Below are 18,572 nucleotides of genomic sequence, written 5' to 3' on the forward strand. Positions count from 1 at the left end.
TAAAAGGTTAAAATCGTGTAACCAAATATGTTGAAAACCCGTTGAACTACCTGTCACGGATATTCTTGATGGTATCGTCGATTATCTCTTTGATCTTGCGGTCATTCTGCATCATTTTCTTAACCTTTTTAACGGTATAGATAACGGTGGAGTAATGTCTGCCGCCGAATTCTTCACCGATGTTTGCCATTGAGAGTGTTGTAAGCTCTCTTGAAATATAAATTGCAATGTGTCTGGCATTGCTGATGTTTGCACTTCTGTTGTTTTCAGAACGGATAGCCTCGGGAGTAACGCCGAAAGTACGGGAAACTTCCTCGATAATGCGCTCTACGGTAACCTCCGGCGGAGTATCGTTATTAAGAATGTCTGAAATAACCTCCTGAACCGAAGAAACTGTAATTTTCTCCTGATTTACGAGGTTTTTTGCCTTTAATTTTTTAACTGTGCCCTCAAGCTGACGAATATTAGCCTTGATTTTAGAAGCAATGTACTCGCAAACCTCATTTGAAAGGTCGAGATCGAGAAGCTCTGCCTTTCTTTTAATGATAGCGATTCTTGTTTCTACATCAGGCGGCTGAACATCGGCAATGAGGTCGGACTCAAATCTTGAACGAAGTCGGTCGTCAAGGGTTTTAATTTCCTTTGGCGGACGGTCGGATGTAAGAACGATCTGCTTGTGGGCGTCATAAAGAGCATTGAAAGTATGGAAAAATTCTTCCTGTGTACTTTCCTTACCTCCGATAAACTGAACGTCATCGACGAGCAGAATATCTGCTTGTCTGTATTTTTTTCTGAACTCGCTCATTCGTGCCATACGAAGTGACTCGATAAGTTCGTTGGTAAAATCGTCACCTTTTATGTAACAAATAGTTTTTTCGGGTGAATTTTTCTTGATTTCGTTGCCGATTGCATAAAGCAAATGAGTTTTGCCAAGACCGGAATTTCCGTATAAAAACAGCGGATTGTAGGCATTGGCGGGATTTGTGGCAACTGCAAGACAGGCTGCATGAGCAAATTTGTTTGATGAGCCGACAATAAAAGTATCAAAAGTATATTCATAACTTATGTCTGTGATTTCCGCATTTGCAGCTGCCTGTTGTTCCTCTTTGACAGAGATTTCTTCGGGAATTTTCATTTCAATAACGAAAATCTGACCGAATACGGCTTCAAAAGCCTCGTTAAGCAGAGAAAGATAGCAGCGAGTTATAGTCTGACGATGAAAATCGTTAGGAACTAAAATTACAGCTTTGTTCTTGTCAAAATCAAGTTCGATAGGCTCGATTCTGCTGATCCAAGTGTTGTAAGCGACATCGGTAATTTTAGTTTTGCAATAACTGCATATGATTCCCCACGCTTCTTCAAAAGATTCCATATACGACTTCCCTTCCATAATAAATACGGCAATATCGCCATATTACCCCATAGTAAATCTATTCTATTATATTATAGAACACTTCCTAAAAAAAATCAATCTTTTTATTACTCTAAAAATAATGGCTTTTAAGGTGCTTTTAAAGCCCGAGAGAGGATTTTTATTTAATTTTTGACTTTAAAGACTCTTTTTTAAAACTTAGGAATACGCTTAATTAAAACTAAAAGAGAAAACCGAAAATTTTATAATTGCTTTGAAACGGAAAAAATAAAAAATCGGATGTTTATTTTTCTTTCAATTTTCTTTTTATATTAACTTTTATATTAATAAATATTATCAGCAATCTTTTTCTATATATAAGTATATATAAGCAAACCGTAAAACCGCTCTGCTTTACAAATTTTAAAAAAACTTTTTATTTTTTGTTGACTATAAAGAAAAATTAATATATAATGCTATATTGCAAGGTTATATATTGAAGGGAGGGTTTTCAGTATGTTGAGAACTTATCAGCCAAAGAAGCTCCACAGAAAGAAGGAGCACGGCTTCAGAAAGAGAATGTCTACAGCCAACGGTAGAAAAGTATTGGCTAGAAGAAGAGCTAAAGGTAGAAAAAGGTTGTCTTACTAAAGAACAGGCCACTTTATTACAGTGGTCTTTCTTTGTTGTTTGCGGCTTTTACTTTGCTTAGGTGGTTTTAATTTTGAGTGACTTCATCACTTTAAAGGACAATAGGGATTTTTCCAGACTTTACAGGAGGGGAAAATCCTTTGTAAGTCCTGTTTTGGTAACATATGTTATAAAAAATAAATCCGATAACCTGCGTTTTGGAATAACTACGGGCAAAAAAGTCGGAAAAGCGGTTAAGCGCACCCGTGCAAGGCGTGTGATTCGTGCCGCATATTATCAGCTTTACAATGATTTGAAACCCGGTTACGATTTTGTCTTTGTGGCAAGGTCGAGGACTCCTTTTGTAAAATCTCAAAAGGTATATGACGCTATGAAAAATCATATGGAGTCTGCCGGCGTTCTGAAAAAGTAATATTATGAAAAGAATTTTAATTCTGCTGATAAAATTTTATAAAGCTGCAATCTCTCCGCATCTGCCAAAAAGTTGCAAGTATGAGCCTACCTGCTCTCAATACGGAATTGAGGCGATAGAGCGCTTTGGCGCATTAAAGGGTACCGCTCTGACCATATGGCGGATACTGCGCTGTAATCCTTTTTCAAAGGGTGGCTACGATCCTGTCCCGGAAAAAACGGACAAGCCAAGAAAAATTAAGTGAGGTAGCTTATGGCAAATATATTTGGATTTTTTGGAAGTATTCTCGGCTATGTTCTTTGGGCTGCTTTCTACTTTCTAAAAGATTTCGGTCTTTCAATAGTTGTATTTACTATTGTAATCAGACTTATTTTGTTCCCATTTACTGTCAAGCAACAAAAATCTATGGCAGGCACAATGAGAATGCAAAGAAAACAAAAGGAGCTCCAGGAAAAATACGCCAATAACAAGGTTAAGCTCCAGGAGGAAATGAACAAGCTTTACGAAAAAGAGGGAGTAAAGCCTATGGGCGGTTGCCTTACTATGATTGTTCCTCTCCTTGTAATGCTCGGTATTTTTTATGCCGTTGCATATCCTCTTACAAACACATTACATCTTAACTCGGACACAGTAAACAGCGCTGTTGCATATATGAACACAATTCCGGGTTACACAATCACTACAAATGCTACTTATCAGCAAATCGAACTTATCAGGGTGTTCCCAAGCATTATGAACACTGAAACAATTCAGGGAATGTTCTCAGCTGCGGACTGCCAGCAGATAATCGATTTTGCAAACGGATTTAATATGATGGGAATCAACCTCCTTACAATTCCTAAGGATATGGGTATTTTTTCATGGTACTCGCTCATTCCTGTACTTTGTTTTATATCTTATGTTGGTTCGCAGTTTGTAATGCAGAAAATCAATAAAGCTCAGATGGCACAGCAGCAGGGCTGCCTCAAGGTAATGCTCTATGTAATGCCTCTGTTTACAGCTTATATCGCATATACCGTACCGGCTGCGGTAGGTTTTTACTGGATTTGCTCATCAGTAATTGCGTTTATCCAATCACTTGTTATTGCAAAGTTCTTTACTCCGGTAAGCTTTACTGCAAAAGAAGAGGCTCGTCACATTGCTCTTATGGAGCTAAACGAGGCAAAAGTTCCTTATGTTTACTCACCTGTTGAACAGAAGACAAGCTCTAAGTCAAACGGCAACGGAAAAAAGAAAAAGAAGTAATTGAAATAGGTGAATAATATGATTAGAGAAGCAATCGGTGTTGGCGAAACTGAAGTTCTCGCCCTTGAAGACGCAAAAAGACAGCTCGGTATTGACGAATCCGAGATTGTTGAGTTTGAGGTTATTCAGCGTGCCGAGAAAAAGAAATTCGGTCTTTTTGGCGGTGCACCCGCTAAGGTAAAAATTACTCTTAAGGCAGGCCCGGCCGAAACAGCGGAAGAATTTTTAAGCAATGTACTTAAGAATATGAAGCTTGAGTCGGTTTCTATCAATAAAAAAGAAATTGAAAACGGCGTAGAGTTTGACCTTGAGGGTGAAAATGTCGGTTTTGTAATCGGCAGAAGAGGCGAAACACTCGACGCATTGCAGTACCTTACAAGCCTTGTTGCAAATCACGCTGACAATTCGTACTTTAAGGTTACTGTAAACACAGGCGACTACCGTGAAAAGAGAGAAAAAACTCTTGAAATTCTCGGCAGAAAGCTTGCTTTCAAGGCAATTAAGACAGGCAGAAAAACAAGTCTTGAGCCGATGAACCCGTATGAAAGAAGAATTATTCATACTTCTGTACAGAAGGTGAACGGTGCTATTTCATGGAGCGAGGGCGAAAACGCAAACCGTCATGTTGTAATAGGACCTGATCCAAAGTTTAAGAGATATTCAAGAAACAACAATTCAGGTTACAACAGAGGCAGAGGCGGCAGACGCCCGTACAACAACAACTCTGTTAATAACGAGGTAAATCCCGACAGAAAGCCCCTTAACGAAGGAAGCCTTGACGGACTTTACGGCAGAATTGATAAATAATGATTTTTAAAGAAAGGGGGCATTTTTGCTCCCTTTTGTTTTTTATTTAAAACCATTTTAAAGAGAGTGATTTTATGTCTGACACTATTGCTGCTATCAGCACGGCGCAGGGTGAGGGCGGTATCTCGGTTATTCGTATTTCCGGTGATTCTGCGTTTACTGTATGCGATAAAATTTTTAAAGGCATCAATAATAAAAAACTTGCCGATATGAAAGGCTATACCGCATCTTTCGGAAAAATTGTAAGTGACGGCGAAGAAATTGACGAGGCAGTTGCTCTTGTTTTTCGTGAACCTTTAAGCTATACGGGCGAAAATGTTGTCGAGCTTTCATGCCACGGTGGTATCTATATTACAAAACTTGTACTTCGTGCGGTGCTTGATGCAGGCGCAGTTCCGGCACAGGCAGGTGAATTTACAAAACGGGCATTTTTAAACGGAAAAATCGACCTTTCCGAGGCTGAGGCTGTAATCGACATCATTTCCGCAAAATCCCGTTCCGCCGCAAGGGCAGCTCTTTGTGTAAAAGAGGGTGCGGTTCGCAACAAAATTGACGAAGTAAAAAATCTCTTGCTTTCAACGGCGGCACATCTTTCCGCATGGGCAGACTATCCCGAAGAAGATATTGCCGAAGTAACCGACGAACAGCTTTACGATTCGTTTGATGTCAGCATTGCAATACTTGACGGACTTATTTCGAGTTATGACAGCGGACAGGCGGTAAAGCAGGGTATAGACACGGTAATTGCGGGCAGACCGAATGTAGGAAAAAGCACTCTTATGAACTTGCTTTCGGGTTGCGAGCGCAGTATTGTTACCGACATACCCGGCACAACCAGAGATATTATTGAAGACACGGTAATTGTCGGAGATGTTATTCTTAGGTTAAGCGACACTGCGGGACTTAGAACAACCGATGACAAGGTAGAAAAAATCGGAGTTGACAGAGCAAAGCACAGATTAAAGCAGTGCGGACTTTTGCTTGCGGTGTTTGACTATAACCGCAGTCTTGACGATGACGATAAAGAATTGATAGAATCGGCAGGCGAAGTGCCGTGCATTGCAATAATCAACAAAACCGATTTGGACAAACAGCTTGACACAGAGTACATTGAAAGCAAGATAAAAAATGTGGTTTATCTTTCGGCAAAAAGCGGAGAGGGCAGAGCAGAGCTTGTAAAAGCGGTTGAAGATATTGCGGGAATGGATAATTTTAACCCGAGCGAGGGTGTACTTTCCAATGAAAGACAGAGGCAGGCGGTATTAAACTCCCTAAACTCTGTAAAAGACGCAAAAAATGCTCTTGAAATCGGACTTACCTATGATGCAATCACTGTAAGCATTGAAGAGGCAATTACAAGTTTGCTTGAACTCACGGGTGAGAGAACAAGTGATGAAGTTGTAGACAGAGTATTCCATAATTTTTGCGTGGGCAAGTAGTCTTGTTATTGAAAATCGAAAGTCAGAGTAAATTATGGTTTAATGTGCAAATTAAGCGAAATAATTTTAAAATTTAGGTCAAGCCTTTTTAAAGGTTGACCAAACTTTTATAATTTATTAACCCTAAAAAGGAATGAAATATATGAAATATTTTGCAGGAGAATATGATGTAGCAGTTATCGGTGCGGGTCACGCAGGCATTGAGGCGGCTTTGGCTGCCGCCAGACTTGGCTGTAAAACTGCTGTTTTTACTATTAATATGGATGCCGTCGGCAACTGCCCTTGCAATCCGTCAATCGGCGGAACGGCAAAAGGTCATCTTGTTCGTGAAATTGACGCACTCGGCGGCGAAATGGGCAAGACTGCCGACGAATGTTTTTTGCAGTCCCGTATGCTCAACCGTGGTAAAGGTCCTGCCGTTCACTCATTGAGAGCGCAGATTGACCGCCGCAAATATTCCACCGTTATGAAACACAAACTTGAACTGCAGGAAAATCTTGAATTAAGACAGGCGGAAATCATTGAAATAGAAAAGACAGAGGACGGTTACGACCTTACCACAAGAATGTTAGCGGTTTTTCATTGCAAGACGGTTGTTATTGCCACAGGCACATACCTCGGCGGCAGAATTTTTGTGGGCGAAGTATCATACGAAAGCGGCCCTGACGGCATTTTTCCTGCATCTTTTCTCGGTGCAAGTCTTAAAAAACTCGGCTTGCCGTTAAGAAGATTTAAGACAGGTACTCCTGCCAGAGTTTTAAGAAATTCCATTGACTACTCAGACCTTGAGGTACAAAAGGGTGACGAACCGCCGCAGCCTTTCTCTTATGAAACCGAAAGTTTGGGCGAGAACAAGGTGGACTGCTACATAAGCTGGACAAATGACGAAACCAAGCAGATTATCCTTGAAAATATTCACCGTTCACCGCTTTACGCAGGTAAAATCGAGGGTATAGGCCCTCGTTACTGCCCGAGTTTTGAAGATAAAATAATGAGGTTTAAGGATAAGCCAAGACATCAGCTTTTTATTGAGCCGTGCGGTCTTGACACAGAAGAAATGTATTTGCAGGGAATGAGCTCATCACTCCCGGAAGAGGTACAGCTTAAGTTTTACCACACCATAAAAGGTCTTGAAAACTGCGTAATTATGCGCCCTGCCTATGCCATTGAATATGATTGTGTTGACCCGACAGCTATGCTTGCTACCCTTGAATTTAAAGATTTTCCAAACCTTTTCGGTGCTGGTCAGTTTAACGGCAGCTCGGGTTACGAAGAAGCGGCGGCACAGGGACTTGTTGCCGGAATTAATGCCGCTTTGAAAGTTCTCGGAAAATCTCCGCTCATTCTTGACAGAGCAAGCTCTTATATCGGCACTCTTGTAGACGACCTTGTAACCAAGGGTGCAAACGAGCCTTACAGAATGATGACATCGAGAAGTGAGTACCGCTTGATTCTCCGTCAGGACAATGCGGACGAAAGACTTACTCCGCTCGGCCACGAAATCGGACTTATCAGCGAAGAAAGATACCAAAAATTTCTTAACAAACAGGAGCTTAAAAAGCAGGAGATAAAGCGACTTAAGACAACCGTAATTTCTCCGACAGAAGAAGTAAACAAAATTCTTACAGAGCGTGGCACAAGTGAAATTACCACGGGAGTACATCTTATTGACCTTATAAAAAGACCGCAGCTTGACTACAAGTCGCTTGAAAGTATAGACACAGGCAGACCGAAACTTGACCCGAACATTTTTGAGCAGGTTGAAGTGGAAATCAAGTACGAAGGCTACATTTCAAAGCAATTAAAGCAGGTTGAGCAGATGCGCAAACTTGAAAACCGCCGACTGCCCGATGATTTTGACTACAGCACAATTAAGGGATTAAGACTTGAGGCGCAGGAAAAGCTGAATAAAATCAAACCGTTGAGCATTGGACAGGCATCCAGAATTTCGGGAGTTTCGCCTGCCGACATCAGCGTTTTGCTCATTTGGCTTGCACAGAATAAATAATCGGAGGAATTTATGATTAAGAATTTGCTCCAAAATTATATAAAAGATTACAAAATCACACTCACGGAAAATCAGTACGAGCAGTTTCAAAAATATTTTGAATTGCTTGCAGAGTGGAACGAAAAAATGAATCTTACCGCAATCACAGACGAGAGCGGTGTGGCACTCAAACATTTTGCCGACAGCCTTAGCTTGCTCAACTTTGTTGACATTCCGCAGAACAGCAGTCTTGCCGATGTCGGTACGGGTGCGGGTTTTCCGGGTGTTGTTCTGAAAATTGCCAGACCCGACATAAAACTCACCCTTATAGACAGCCTGAATAAAAGACTTGTTTTCTTGGGCGAGGTATGCGCTCAACTCGGTATTGAAGCCGAACTTATCCACAGCAGAGCGGAGGACGGCGCAAGAGATGAAAAACTTAGGGAAAATTTTGATTTTGCAGTGTCAAGAGCAGTTGCGAGAATGAATGTTTTGAGCGAATACTGCCTGCCGTATGTAAAGGTGGGAGGTGCGTTCTGCGCAATGAAGGGCGCACAGGCAAACGAGGAATTTAAAGAATCTTTAAATGCAATTAACACCCTCGGCGGTAAACTCGAAAAAAAATATTTCTTTGAATTACCCGAAAACGGCGGAGAAAGAGCAATTGCGGTAGTCAGAAAAGTTAAAAACACACCGCAAAAATACCCCCGTCAATTGGGAAAAATTAAAGCAAAGGCTTTGTAATTATGGAAAATAATTTTTATAACATTTTTGATTCGCACGCACATTACGATGACAAATGGTTTGACGAGGACAGAGAAGTTTTGCTTTCCTCAATGAAAGAGAACGGCGTGTGCGGCATTGTAAACAACGCTGTTGATTTAAAAACTGCAAAAGTCTGTATAGATTTTTGCGAAAAATACGATTTTATGTATGGTGCGGTTGGATTTCACCCCGAAAATCTCGAAGATATGCCAAATGATTATCTTGACCGGGTTGCAGAGCTTTTAAAGCACAAAAAAATTGTAGCTGTCGGAGAAACGGGACTTGATTATCATTGGGATATTTCTAAAGATTTGCAGAACAGAGTTTTTGAAGAACAGATAAAACTTTCGCTTGATGTGAATATGCCGATAATCGTGCATGACAGAGAGGCGCACGGCGATACTCTCAATTATTTGAGAAAGTACAAACCTAAGGCGCTTGTTCACTGCTTTTCGGGCAGTGTTGAGATGATGCGTGAAGTGATGCGCTACGGAAGTTACATCAGTCTTGGCGGAGTTGTTACTTTTAAAAATGCAAGACATAGCGTTGAGGTTGCAAAAGAAGTGCCGATTGACAGACTTTTGCTTGAAACCGATTGTCCGTATATGTCGCCCGTACCGTTCCGTGGCAAAAGGTGCGACAGTACAATGATAAAATATACGGCGGAAAAAATTGCTGAAATCAGAAATACAGATGTGCAGGAGCTTTTAAATATCACCGCAGAAAATGCAAAAATATTTTACGGAATAGATTAACGAATTTTTTGACAGAAATTAGATGTCAGCGCATAGGTTATAAAAGTTTGGTCAAACTTTTATTAATTTTAAAAAGAACATCAAAAAATTGTCACATTAAAAAGTTACGATATTCATATATAATGAGGGATACGAAAGGATGTGCCATTATGAGCAAATTGCTTGTTGTTGATGATGAATACAGAATCAGACAGATTATTAAAAAATATGCCGAATTTGAGGGCTACGAGGTAGAAGAGGCCGTTGACGGTATGCAGGCTATTGAGCTTTGCAGACGACAGGATTTTGACTTGATTATTATGGATGTTATGATGCCTGAGCTTGACGGTTTTTCGGCTTGCAAAGAAATAAGAAAATTTAAATCCACACCTATTATTATGCTTTCGGCAAGAGGTGAGGAGTACGACAAAATTCACGGCTTTGAAATCGGCAGTGATGACTATGTGGTAAAGCCGTTTTCACCAAAGGAACTTATGATGCGTGTAAACGCAGTTATAAAAAGAAGCGGAAAGGCAAACAGCGAGCCTGAAAAGGATATTTTTACATACAAAGGTCTTAGCGTTGATTTTTCCGCACGAATTGTTACCATTGACGGAGAAAGAGTTGAGATGACTCCAAAGGAGTACGAGCTGTTTTTCTATATGGTGAAAAACAAGGGTATTGCGCTCACCCGTGAAAAGCTGATTAGCGAAGTATGGGGTTACGATTTCTTCGGTGATGAGCGTACGCTTGATACTCACATCAAGCTGTTAAGAAAAAGTCTGAAAGATTACAGCAAATGTATTGTTACTCTGCGAGGAGTTGGCTATCGTTTTGAAACACTCTAAATTCAGAAAACTCAGCTGGGCTGAGGTAAAAAACAGAGAAATGCCGTTGCATTTCACACTTTTATGTTATTTTTTGCTTTTCGGTCTTTTAATTCTTGTTGTACTGTGGATATTCCAATCATTTTTTCTTGAATCGTTCTACACATCTACCAAGAAAAATGCGGCGGAAAAAAGTGCAAAAATAATAGCGGAATCTCTTGAAAATAATCAAAATCCGCTTGCTACCATAGAAAATGTGGCGTCATACAATTCTTTGTGTGTACAGGTTTACGATACAAGCACAGCATTTTTTCAAAAACGCTACGAATGTAACTATGCCTCTCCGTCGGTTTCGCTGAACATTGAGGCGCACAAAGTTTATTCATACTATTCTTGTGCGTCCGATAACAACGGAAGCTGCCTTGAAATCATAGGTGAGAACGAACGACAGGACGGTCTTTTTGAAGATTATCAGAAAAATACCGCCACAAACGATACCGCAAGTAAATTTAACTGGAAGAGAAAATCGAGCGGTACAGCAAAAATTATGACATACGGCAAAATTCTTTCTCTCGAGGACGGCACCGAATGTTTTGTAATAGTTTCTTCCGTAATTACACCGATTAATAATACGATTGAAATTATAAAAGACCAAATTTTTGTAATTTCTATTGTATTTTTCGTGCTTGCTGTGGCAATATCACTTTATGCAAGCCAAAGAATTGCAAAACCTATTTCGCTTACAACAAAGGCGGCAAAAGAACTTGCAAAGAAAAACTACGATGTCGAGTTTGATTCAAAGGGTTATCTTGAGGTTCAGGAACTCAACGACACCTTGAATTTTGCCAAAAAAGAACTCGCCGCAAACGAAAGACTGCAACGGGAACTTATCGCAAATATTTCCCACGATTTGCGCACACCGCTTACTATGATTACAGGCTACGGCGAAGTTATGCGTGATTTACCGGGTGAAAATACCGCCGAGAACATTCAGATTATCATTGACGAGGCAACAAGACTTTCAAGCCTTGTAAATGATTTGCTTGATTTGTCAAAATTGCAGTCGGGCACAATGGAACTTCAAAAGTCGGTTTTCTGCATTACCGACAGTTTCAAAACTATTTTTGCGAGATATGCAAAGCTCAAGGAGCAGGACGGATATAATATTTATCTTGATAAATGCAAGGAAAGAGTATTTGTAAAAGCCGACGAACTGAAAATTTCGCAGGTTATATACAACCTTGTAAATAACGCTATTAACTATGCGGGCGAGGACAAAACGGTTGTTGTTACCCAGCAGGTAATCGGTGAAAAGGTGAGAATCAATGTAACCGATCACGGCGAGGGTATTCCTGCCGACAAACTCGAGTACATTTGGGACAGATATTATAAGGTTGACAAGGAGCACAAGCGCAGTGTAATAGGCACCGGTCTTGGACTGTCAATTGTAAAATCTATCTTGAATGCCCACAACGCAAGATGCGGTGTAACAAGCACCCTCGGCAAAGGCAGTACATTCTGGTTTGAACTTGACACTGTAAAGGTTGTTGAGATTAAGGAAGATATTTCTGATGATAATTAATGTAAGCTAATTAAAGGTAGTGAAATTCTATGACAAATATATTTTTCTGATGAAAAATTACTCAAGATGATGTTTTCTGTATTTGTTATATGATATAGCGTGTTGCCCGAAAGCAAAGTTGACGGAATTATCAGGGTTTATAATAATCTGATTTGTGAAGTTATAGACAATTATAATTGCAGTGCTTATTACGAACCGTCATATGTAATTACAAGAGCTTACCAAAACGGGGACTTTTAAAACAACATTAAAGCGTTTAAAAAGTAAAAATATTATAAAGCAAGAAAATCCGCATTTTACACAAATGCGGATTTTTGTTAAATATCATCTTGTTGTGAATCTTTAAAATATGACCTGTACTGACTCGGAGTAAGATTTTTTTTCTTTTTAAAAAGTCGGGAGAAGTACATTTGATCTGCAAATCCCGATTCGCTTGCAACATCTTTTATAGTAAGATTGGAAGTTGCAAGCAATGAACTTGCCCTTGAAATGCGTAATTTATTGATATAATCGTGTACAGACATACCCATTTCCGATTTAAACAGCTTATAAAGGTAAGAACGGTCGAGTTTCAGATAGTTTGAAACATCGGTTGCGGTAAAACTTGAATTTCGGTAATTGAGTTCAATATATTTTGCCGCAGAGAGTACATAGTGATTAAACTCTTCGTTTACCGCAGGAAAATATTGTATGTAATAAGAAAGCAAATAGCACATTCTTGCGTTTATCCTTGCGTTCTGATAAATGTCTCCTTTTCCGTCAACAGTAATATTGAACAATTTTTCAACATCAGGTAATTCAATAGGCGGGGTAACATAAAGTCCCGATGTAAATGCCGTATGAGAAATGAGCCACATATAATCTACACCTGTAAAAAATACATACAGCAATTCGCAGTTGTCATCTCCGCATTCAAAAGTAGCCTCAACATTTGGTCTTACAAATATACTTTGCATTTCGGTTATATCATATTTTATCTTGTCAATCCATAAAATGCCACTGCCCTTCAGTACATAATATAAGGCGGGAATGTTTTGATTAAGGGCAATTATACTGTATTTTTTTGAAAAATGGTACTTTCCGTTTAAAATATTATGAGCGGCTTGTATATTGTATTTATTATATTTTTCCATATTTCACCTGTAAATTTCCGTTTTTTTAGTTTTATGCAACATTTATCTATAAACTAAAAACAAATATCTATATCAATAATTTACAAACTTGTTTATAATAATTACATAATACAACAAAATTTTGTTAAATGCAACATCTGTTTGCGGAGGTAGTGAAAATGAACTACAAATACGAAATCGTAAATTATGACAAAAACATTCCGGCAAAAATTCTATATTGCGATTTATCGTCTGAAACACATAAAACCGAACTTCACTGGCATCGTGAACCGGAGATTGTATATGTACTTGACGGTCTTGGAGAGTGTTCTCACAACGGCGATGTTATGGATCTTCCTGCCGGGGAATGTAAAATTTTTAACAGCGAAGATGTGCATTTGGTTCGTCCTAAAATGGGACATCATGCGAATATGATTATTATTCAGCTTTCGTTTGAATATATGAGAATGTTTTGCAAGACCATTGACAGCGTTATCTTTGATCTTCACGATAGATCCGAGCAAAAAGGTGAAATCTGCGAAATTTTGCGCCAGATTGCAAGTATTGATATAGACCATGACGAATACGGTGTATTAAAGCAGATTTCAGGAGTTAATTTATTATACTACAAATTGCTTAAATATTGTACTTCACTTAAGAGAAGTTCTAATTCTTTCATTATACCGAAGCGTGATTTTTCATATGCAAAAACCGCTATTGCGTATATCAACGAAAACTTCAAGCAGGAGATTCCTCTTAACGAGATTTCAAGCGTGGTTAATCTTTCGCCGTCTTATTTCTCAAAATACTTTAAGAGCGTAACACAGGTTAGCTTTTCGGAGTACCTTGCAAATCTTCGTCTTGAAAATGCTTTGCAGGATATGCTTACAAAAAATTCTACCGTAACGGTTGCCGCAGTTGAAAACGGCTTTGCAAATGTAAAGTCATTCATTACGCAGTGCAAAAAGGTTTACGGTTACACTCCTGCACAGTATAAAAAACATCTGCTTAACAGATGATTAAAATTGATTACAAGTTTTTTCTTTATTATACCCAAAAAGGACGACCACTGTTTTACAGTGGTTGTTCTTTTTGCGTAAAAATATTGGAGTTTATTAATTAACGCTTAGCTAAATGTTTTACCAATCAATTGTAAAGGTTTGGTCAACCTTTTCAAAGGCTTGACCTAAATTTTTTAATTATTTAATTACAACTTTTCTTAAAACCATAATTTTCTTCAACTTTAGATAAAGCGTCAAAATTCATTGAAATAAGTCGCAAAAAGTTTTATAATAAAAGATACGGATAAATTACACCGAAAGGAATTTGAGTATGAATATCAGACAAATTAAGGCTGAAACCGTAACACAAACGGTAAAACAGCTTTTTCTCGACTGCAACTATTTTATTGGCAAAGATATTATGACCGCTCTTGAAAACGCAAGAGAAAACGAAAAGTCAAAAGTAGGCAAAAGTGTGCTTACACAGATTATTGAGAATGACAAACTTGCCGCAAAGGAAGAAGTACCTCTTTGCCAGGATACAGGTATGGCAATTTTGTTTGTAGAGTACGGCGATAAGGTCGTTATTGAGGACGGCAGTTTTGAAGATGCGGTAAACGAGGGTGTACGACAGGCTTATAAGGACGGCTACTTGAGAAAAAGTGTAGTAAATGACCCTGTTTTTGACCGATTAAATACAAAAGATAACACACCTGCCATTATTCATACAAGAATTGTAAAAGGTGACAAAATAAAAATTACTGCCGGCGGCAAAGGCTTTGGCAGTGAGAATATGTCTGCAATAAAAATGCTTACTCCGTCATACGGAATTGAGGGTGTAAAAAAATTTATTCTTGATACTGTAAGAACCGCAGGTCCTAACCCGTGCCCACCTATTGTAGTAGGCGTAGGTATCGGCGGTACATTTGAAAGATGTGCCCAGCTTGCAAAAAAGGCAACATTCAGAGCAATTGACACACACAATGAAGACGAGCGTTACGCAAAACTTGAGGACGAATTGCTTGAGAGCATAAATAAAATGGGATTCGGTCCTGCCGGTCTTGGCGGAACTACAACAGCAATCGGAGTTAATATTGAAACTTCGCCGACTCATATCGCAGGTATGCCTGTTGCGGTAAATATTTGTTGCCATGCGGCAAGACACGCAAGCACAGAAATTTAAGGGGGAGAGAACTATGCCTAAAAAATTAACATTACCGCTCAGCGATGAAGATATAAAAAATTTAAAAGCAGGCGAAAGCGTTTTGCTTAGCGGCACAATGCTTACAGGCAGAGATGCGGCACATAAAAGACTTTTTGAGCTTATCGAAAAAGGCGAAAACCTTCCTGTAGATATTAAGGGCGAAATAATTTATTATGTAGGCCCAGCACCTGCAAAACCCGGATACGCAGTAGGCCCTGCAGGCCCTACATCAAGTTATAGAATGGATAAGTACGCACCTGCATTGCTTGACCTCGGATTAAAAGGAATGGTAGGCAAAGGCGCAAGAAATAAGGAAGTAATAGACGCTATTGTCCGTAACGGCTGTGTGTATTTTGCGGCAATCGGCGGTGCCGCCGCTTTGATAGCAAAGAGCATTAAAAAAGAAGAAATGCTGTGTTACGAAGATTTGGGAACAGAGGCGGTCAGAAGATATACTGTCGAAGATTTTCCTTGCATTGTAGCAATTGACAGTAAGGGCAATAATGTGTATGAAACCGAGCCGAAAAAATATAATACCGAAGCGTGAGATTAAGGACTGCCTATAATAATGAGCCGACCTACAATCGTTAGATTTTTAGTCTGACTTTTGAGGGGGCGGCTCAAAAGCAGTCCTTTTGTTTTGTGAAATTTTTTGTAAGGGTTCTATTCTAAATGCTTGGATAGCAATAATAAATTATGGTTTAGCGGAGTGTCGGTCGGGCATTGAAATTTAGCTAACGCTAAATTATCCTCCCAAAAACAAAAAAGTTTACTCAATTTTTTCAAAAATTGCGGGTTTGGGCAGCGCCCATAAAAATCTTCCGGTACAACAATTTATCAGGCGCAAACAGCCACGCTGTTTGCGTGCTTGCACCGAGTTTGAAAAAACAGGCGACAGCCATTTATAAAAAATAATTAACTTTTTTATTATATAATAAATATCTTTTCTTGTTGCTATCGCTTTTAAAGGTTTTCACCGTTGTGTTCAAGCCGCCTAACAGCAAACTGTTAGGCTATCCGAAAATTGCGTTAGCAAAAAGTATTTGTGGGCTTTGCCCACACCCACGACCTTTGAAAAGGTCGACCAAACTTTTATAATTGCTTGGATAAACTGTGAGTTAAACCATAATTATAAATTATTAAAATTATTGAAATTTTAATATTGTTATGCTAAAATTATCATAATAAACAAGTATTATTTTTAAAATATTGTACAATACAACGAAAGGAAAATCTTATGAAAATTAACCTTGATTTAAAAATTGAAAAGCCCAGTTATTTCACAATCACTGATATTACCTATGCTCAGGTTGACGCTTGGTTTGGTCATACAACACGGGATTTAAAACTAAATTTAATTTATCCTCAAAGCAGGAGCAAAAAAGTCCCCTGCATTGTTTGGATTTGCGGCGGCGGTTGGATAAGAATGGATAAATCCGCTCACCTTGCTTACCTTGCAAAACTCGCTCTCAACGGTTTTGCCGTGGCAAGCGTTGAGTATCGTACCAGCAACGAGGGCGCTTACCCTATGCCGCTTGAAGATGTTAAGGCGGCTATCCGTTACCTTAAGGCTCACGCCGAGCGTTACTGTCTTGACGAAAATAAATTCGGTGTTGCAGGCGAATCTGCGGGCGGTTATCTTGCCGCAATGTGCGCACTCAACAACGACAAAAGCCTTGATGTCGGCAATTATCTCGATTATTCAAGCGAAGTTCAGGCTTGTTGCCCTTTTTATCCGCCGACAGACCTTGCAACTTTTCCGTACAAATCGGCTCTTGAGGCAGGCGCAAGTATGGAGTCGCTTATGCTCGGAATGAATGTAGTTCTCAACAAGGAAAAGGCGCAGAAATGTTGCCCTGTATCTTTTGTAACACCGTCAGCACCGCCGTTTATGATTTTTCATGGCACAAACGATTCAACTGTTCCGTTTTCGCAAGGCAAGGTGCTTTATGATTTGCTTATAAAAAACGGTTGCGACGCAACATTGGTAGCCGTAAACGGTGCTGAACACGCAGATATTTTCTTTGCACAGGACGAATTATGGAATATGGTGGCTGAATTTTTTAAGAAAACACTTGTCGATTAAAATTAAAAAGAAATTTTTATTAATAGTTGATGTAATTCAGTGTTTAGAATATGGCTTTACCGAGCAATAATAAAAGTTTTGTCTTGCAAAGCTGTTTGCTAAACTCATTTACTCCAACAAACAGAACAAAAAAGTTTTCAACATTTTGTTATAATACAGTTGAAAACTTTTTGTTTTGTATTTTAGCAATGTACCGCCTTTTTGTTTAAATCATTATAAAATAAACAAAAGTATATAAAAATATACAATGATTTAAAGAAAAAATTTAAAAAGTCTATTAAAAACAGTCAAAATGTGATATAATTTATTTAATTATAAACAGTGTAAGGAGAATTACCGTGAAGGAAACAATCTGTACTATACCGATAAACGATATTTTTATGCCAAAAGACGGTTGCCCTATCTGCCGAATGGAGGATATGCTCGAAAAGCAGTATGTTAAATTCATTACAGGCGATGCAATGATGGAGCCAAACATCAGAATAGAAACCAATAAAAAAGGTTTTTGTCACCGCCATTTTTCGCAGATGTTCACGGTAGGTCAAAAATTGCCTAATGCGCTGATTTTAGAAAGTCATTTGCAGGAAATTATCGACAAATATATGCCTGCAAAACTTAAAGGCAAGCCCGACAAAAAACAACTTGAGGGCATAAGGGAAGAATTATCTTCCTGCTATGTCTGCGACAGAATCGCAAGCGATATGCACCATTTTATGGCAACGGTTTTTGCAGAGTGGGTAAAGGGCGAAGAATTCAGAAAGTTGTATAACGAACAGCCGTTTATCTGTTTAAAGCACTATTCTTTTATAATGAGTGCCGCAACGGGCAAGGGCGGAATTTCGTCAAAACTTTTGCCTGACTTTTACGCTGAAACCGCCGCCCTCACAAAAAATTACCTTGTAAGCCTTAAGGCGGATATTACACACTTTTGTTCAATGTTCGATTACCGCAGTCAGGGACAGGATTGGGGTACATCGAAAGATTCGATTGAAAGAAGTATTGCGTTTTTGACGGGTACGGATTGATAAAACAGAAAATTCGGAATTTCCGAATTTTCTCCCAATGTCTTATATAAAGGAAGATTAAATAAATAATGAAAAATTTTTTAAATCCCAATCAATGCAGGTATCTTGCAAGTTTAATATGTGTCTTAGGAGCAATTTTTGCTTTTATTTCAAAGATTAAATTCGGAATGAACAGCATTCATCCCACATTTATTATAGGAATACTTATTATTATTGCAGGTTTTGTGTTCGGTTTTATAAAAGCCAGATGCCCGCATTGCAACTGTTTGCTTTCGTTCAGTACAAAGGGCGATCCAAAGCATTACCCAAACTGCGGCGGCAAACTTGAAGATGATGATTAAAAT

Annotated in this window: 20 protein-coding genes; 18 read left to right on the forward strand and 2 right to left on the reverse strand. The window is 39.0% G+C overall.

Annotation, left to right across the window (positions count from 1 at the left end):
• Window positions 1–46: 46 nt before the first annotated feature.
• Entirely contained in the window at window positions 47–1,372 is a 1,326-nt protein-coding gene (gene dnaA, locus H8R91_RS11560) for a chromosomal replication initiator protein DnaA (protein WP_022234752.1), read from the reverse strand.
• 495 nt (window positions 1,373–1,867) lie between these two features.
• On the opposite strand from dnaA, the gene rpmH reads away from it, so the two are divergent.
• The 12 genes from rpmH to H8R91_RS11620 all read left to right on the forward strand — a co-directional run bounded on the left by rpmH (window position 1,868) and on the right by H8R91_RS11620 (window position 12,040).
• Window positions 1,868–2,002: a 50S ribosomal protein L34 gene (rpmH, locus tag H8R91_RS11565; RefSeq protein ID WP_022234753.1), complete on the forward strand. Its 135-nt coding sequence runs from the start codon at window positions 1,868–1,870 to the stop codon at window positions 2,000–2,002.
• A gap of 73 nt (window positions 2,003–2,075) precedes the next feature.
• The gene (gene rnpA / locus H8R91_RS11570) at window positions 2,076–2,414 is read left to right on the forward strand and encodes a ribonuclease P protein component (protein ID WP_022234754.1); all 339 of its coding nucleotides are present in this window, start codon (window positions 2,076–2,078) and stop codon (window positions 2,412–2,414) included.
• A 4-nt stretch (window positions 2,415–2,418) separates the two neighbouring features.
• Window positions 2,419–2,658, forward strand: a complete 240-nt coding sequence (gene yidD, locus H8R91_RS11575) for a membrane protein insertion efficiency factor YidD (protein WP_117706617.1) — start codon at window positions 2,419–2,421, stop codon at window positions 2,656–2,658.
• 8 nt (window positions 2,659–2,666) lie between these two features.
• Window positions 2,667–3,659, forward strand: a complete 993-nt coding sequence (locus H8R91_RS11580; RefSeq protein ID WP_186936357.1) for a YidC/Oxa1 family membrane protein insertase — start codon at window positions 2,667–2,669, stop codon at window positions 3,657–3,659.
• A gap of 18 nt (window positions 3,660–3,677) precedes the next feature.
• The gene (gene jag, locus H8R91_RS11585) at window positions 3,678–4,466 is read left to right on the forward strand and encodes an RNA-binding cell elongation regulator Jag/EloR (protein ID WP_207722770.1); all 789 of its coding nucleotides are present in this window, start codon (window positions 3,678–3,680) and stop codon (window positions 4,464–4,466) included.
• A gap of 74 nt (window positions 4,467–4,540) precedes the next feature.
• The gene (gene mnmE / locus H8R91_RS11590) at window positions 4,541–5,905 is read left to right on the forward strand and encodes a tRNA uridine-5-carboxymethylaminomethyl(34) synthesis GTPase MnmE (RefSeq protein WP_186936359.1); all 1,365 of its coding nucleotides are present in this window, start codon (window positions 4,541–4,543) and stop codon (window positions 5,903–5,905) included.
• 142 nt (window positions 5,906–6,047) lie between these two features.
• Window positions 6,048–7,913, forward strand: coding sequence for a tRNA uridine-5-carboxymethylaminomethyl(34) synthesis enzyme MnmG (gene mnmG, locus H8R91_RS11595; protein WP_186936360.1), 1,866 nt, complete (start codon window positions 6,048–6,050; stop codon window positions 7,911–7,913).
• A gap of 12 nt (window positions 7,914–7,925) precedes the next feature.
• On the forward strand, window positions 7,926–8,636 hold the full coding sequence (rsmG, locus tag H8R91_RS11600) for a 16S rRNA (guanine(527)-N(7))-methyltransferase RsmG (protein ID WP_186936361.1): 711 nt from the start codon (window positions 7,926–7,928) through the stop codon (window positions 8,634–8,636).
• Window positions 8,637–8,638: 2 nt separating this feature from the next.
• A complete protein-coding gene (locus tag H8R91_RS11605; RefSeq protein ID WP_186936362.1) occupies window positions 8,639–9,412 on the forward strand; it encodes a TatD family hydrolase in 774 nt (257 codons plus the stop codon).
• A 149-nt stretch (window positions 9,413–9,561) separates the two neighbouring features.
• Window positions 9,562–10,239: a response regulator transcription factor gene (locus H8R91_RS11610; RefSeq protein WP_022234761.1), complete on the forward strand. Its 678-nt coding sequence runs from the start codon at window positions 9,562–9,564 to the stop codon at window positions 10,237–10,239.
• Window positions 10,226–11,800 (forward strand): sensor histidine kinase, encoded by a 1,575-nt coding sequence (locus H8R91_RS11615; RefSeq protein WP_186936363.1) that lies wholly within the window; start codon window positions 10,226–10,228, stop codon window positions 11,798–11,800. Before H8R91_RS11610 ends, H8R91_RS11615 begins: the two co-directional genes overlap by 14 nt.
• Before the next feature lie 102 nt (window positions 11,801–11,902).
• Window positions 11,903–12,040, forward strand: a complete 138-nt coding sequence (locus H8R91_RS11620) for a hypothetical protein (protein ID WP_186936400.1) — start codon at window positions 11,903–11,905, stop codon at window positions 12,038–12,040.
• A 77-nt stretch (window positions 12,041–12,117) separates the two neighbouring features.
• Here H8R91_RS11620 and H8R91_RS11625 read toward each other — a convergent pair whose 3' ends face one another.
• On the reverse strand, window positions 12,118–12,933 hold the full coding sequence (locus tag H8R91_RS11625; protein ID WP_186936364.1) for an AraC family transcriptional regulator: 816 nt from the start codon (window positions 12,931–12,933) through the stop codon (window positions 12,118–12,120).
• A 158-nt stretch (window positions 12,934–13,091) separates the two neighbouring features.
• Between H8R91_RS11625 and H8R91_RS11630 the strand changes: the two genes are divergently transcribed.
• The 6 genes from H8R91_RS11630 to H8R91_RS11655 all read left to right on the forward strand — a co-directional run bounded on the left by H8R91_RS11630 (window position 13,092) and on the right by H8R91_RS11655 (window position 18,569).
• Window positions 13,092–13,931: an AraC family transcriptional regulator gene (locus H8R91_RS11630; RefSeq protein ID WP_186936365.1), complete on the forward strand. Its 840-nt coding sequence runs from the start codon at window positions 13,092–13,094 to the stop codon at window positions 13,929–13,931.
• Between the two features lie 313 nt (window positions 13,932–14,244).
• Window positions 14,245–15,096 (forward strand): fumarate hydratase, encoded by an 852-nt coding sequence (locus H8R91_RS11635; RefSeq protein ID WP_186936366.1) that lies wholly within the window; start codon window positions 14,245–14,247, stop codon window positions 15,094–15,096.
• Window positions 15,097–15,109: 13 nt separating this feature from the next.
• Window positions 15,110–15,664: a Fe-S-containing hydro-lyase gene (locus H8R91_RS11640; protein WP_186936367.1), complete on the forward strand. Its 555-nt coding sequence runs from the start codon at window positions 15,110–15,112 to the stop codon at window positions 15,662–15,664.
• Between the two features lie 690 nt (window positions 15,665–16,354).
• The gene (locus H8R91_RS11645) at window positions 16,355–17,203 is read left to right on the forward strand and encodes an alpha/beta hydrolase (protein WP_186936368.1); all 849 of its coding nucleotides are present in this window, start codon (window positions 16,355–16,357) and stop codon (window positions 17,201–17,203) included.
• Between the two features lie 338 nt (window positions 17,204–17,541).
• Window positions 17,542–18,228: a DUF6062 family protein gene (locus H8R91_RS11650; RefSeq protein ID WP_186936369.1), complete on the forward strand. Its 687-nt coding sequence runs from the start codon at window positions 17,542–17,544 to the stop codon at window positions 18,226–18,228.
• Between the two features lie 68 nt (window positions 18,229–18,296).
• The gene (locus H8R91_RS11655; protein ID WP_186936370.1) at window positions 18,297–18,569 is read left to right on the forward strand and encodes a hypothetical protein; all 273 of its coding nucleotides are present in this window, start codon (window positions 18,297–18,299) and stop codon (window positions 18,567–18,569) included.
• Window positions 18,570–18,572: the final 3 nt, after the last annotated feature.

The organism is Ruminococcus intestinalis, assembly GCF_014288065.1.
GTDB classification, from domain to species: Bacteria; Bacillota; Clostridia; order Oscillospirales; family Acutalibacteraceae; genus Ruminococcoides; species Ruminococcoides intestinale_A.

What these genes read in the sequence shown, in the direction of transcription:
- dnaA (WP_022234752.1), bottom strand. Translation starts at nt 1,372, where the DNA reads ATGGAATCTTTTGAAGAAGCGTGGGGAATCATATGCAGTTATTGCAAA.
- rpmH (WP_022234753.1), top strand. Translation starts at nt 1,868, where the DNA reads ATGTTGAGAACTTATCAGCCAAAGAAGCTCCACAGAAAGAAGGAGCAC.
- yidD (WP_117706617.1), top strand. Translation starts at nt 2,419, where the DNA reads ATGAAAAGAATTTTAATTCTGCTGATAAAATTTTATAAAGCTGCAATC.
- H8R91_RS11580 (WP_186936357.1), top strand. Translation starts at nt 2,667, where the DNA reads ATGGCAAATATATTTGGATTTTTTGGAAGTATTCTCGGCTATGTTCTT.
- jag (WP_207722770.1), top strand. Translation starts at nt 3,678, where the DNA reads ATGATTAGAGAAGCAATCGGTGTTGGCGAAACTGAAGTTCTCGCCCTT.
- mnmE (WP_186936359.1), top strand. Translation starts at nt 4,541, where the DNA reads ATGTCTGACACTATTGCTGCTATCAGCACGGCGCAGGGTGAGGGCGGT.
- mnmG (WP_186936360.1), top strand. Translation starts at nt 6,048, where the DNA reads ATGAAATATTTTGCAGGAGAATATGATGTAGCAGTTATCGGTGCGGGT.
- rsmG (WP_186936361.1), top strand. Translation starts at nt 7,926, where the DNA reads ATGATTAAGAATTTGCTCCAAAATTATATAAAAGATTACAAAATCACA.
- H8R91_RS11605 (WP_186936362.1), top strand. Translation starts at nt 8,639, where the DNA reads ATGGAAAATAATTTTTATAACATTTTTGATTCGCACGCACATTACGAT.
- H8R91_RS11610 (WP_022234761.1), top strand. Translation starts at nt 9,562, where the DNA reads ATGAGCAAATTGCTTGTTGTTGATGATGAATACAGAATCAGACAGATT.
- H8R91_RS11625 (WP_186936364.1), bottom strand. Translation starts at nt 12,933, where the DNA reads ATGGAAAAATATAATAAATACAATATACAAGCCGCTCATAATATTTTA.
- H8R91_RS11630 (WP_186936365.1), top strand. Translation starts at nt 13,092, where the DNA reads ATGAACTACAAATACGAAATCGTAAATTATGACAAAAACATTCCGGCA.
- H8R91_RS11635 (WP_186936366.1), top strand. Translation starts at nt 14,245, where the DNA reads ATGAATATCAGACAAATTAAGGCTGAAACCGTAACACAAACGGTAAAA.
- H8R91_RS11640 (WP_186936367.1), top strand. Translation starts at nt 15,110, where the DNA reads ATGCCTAAAAAATTAACATTACCGCTCAGCGATGAAGATATAAAAAAT.
- H8R91_RS11645 (WP_186936368.1), top strand. Translation starts at nt 16,355, where the DNA reads ATGAAAATTAACCTTGATTTAAAAATTGAAAAGCCCAGTTATTTCACA.
- H8R91_RS11655 (WP_186936370.1), top strand. Translation starts at nt 18,297, where the DNA reads ATGAAAAATTTTTTAAATCCCAATCAATGCAGGTATCTTGCAAGTTTA.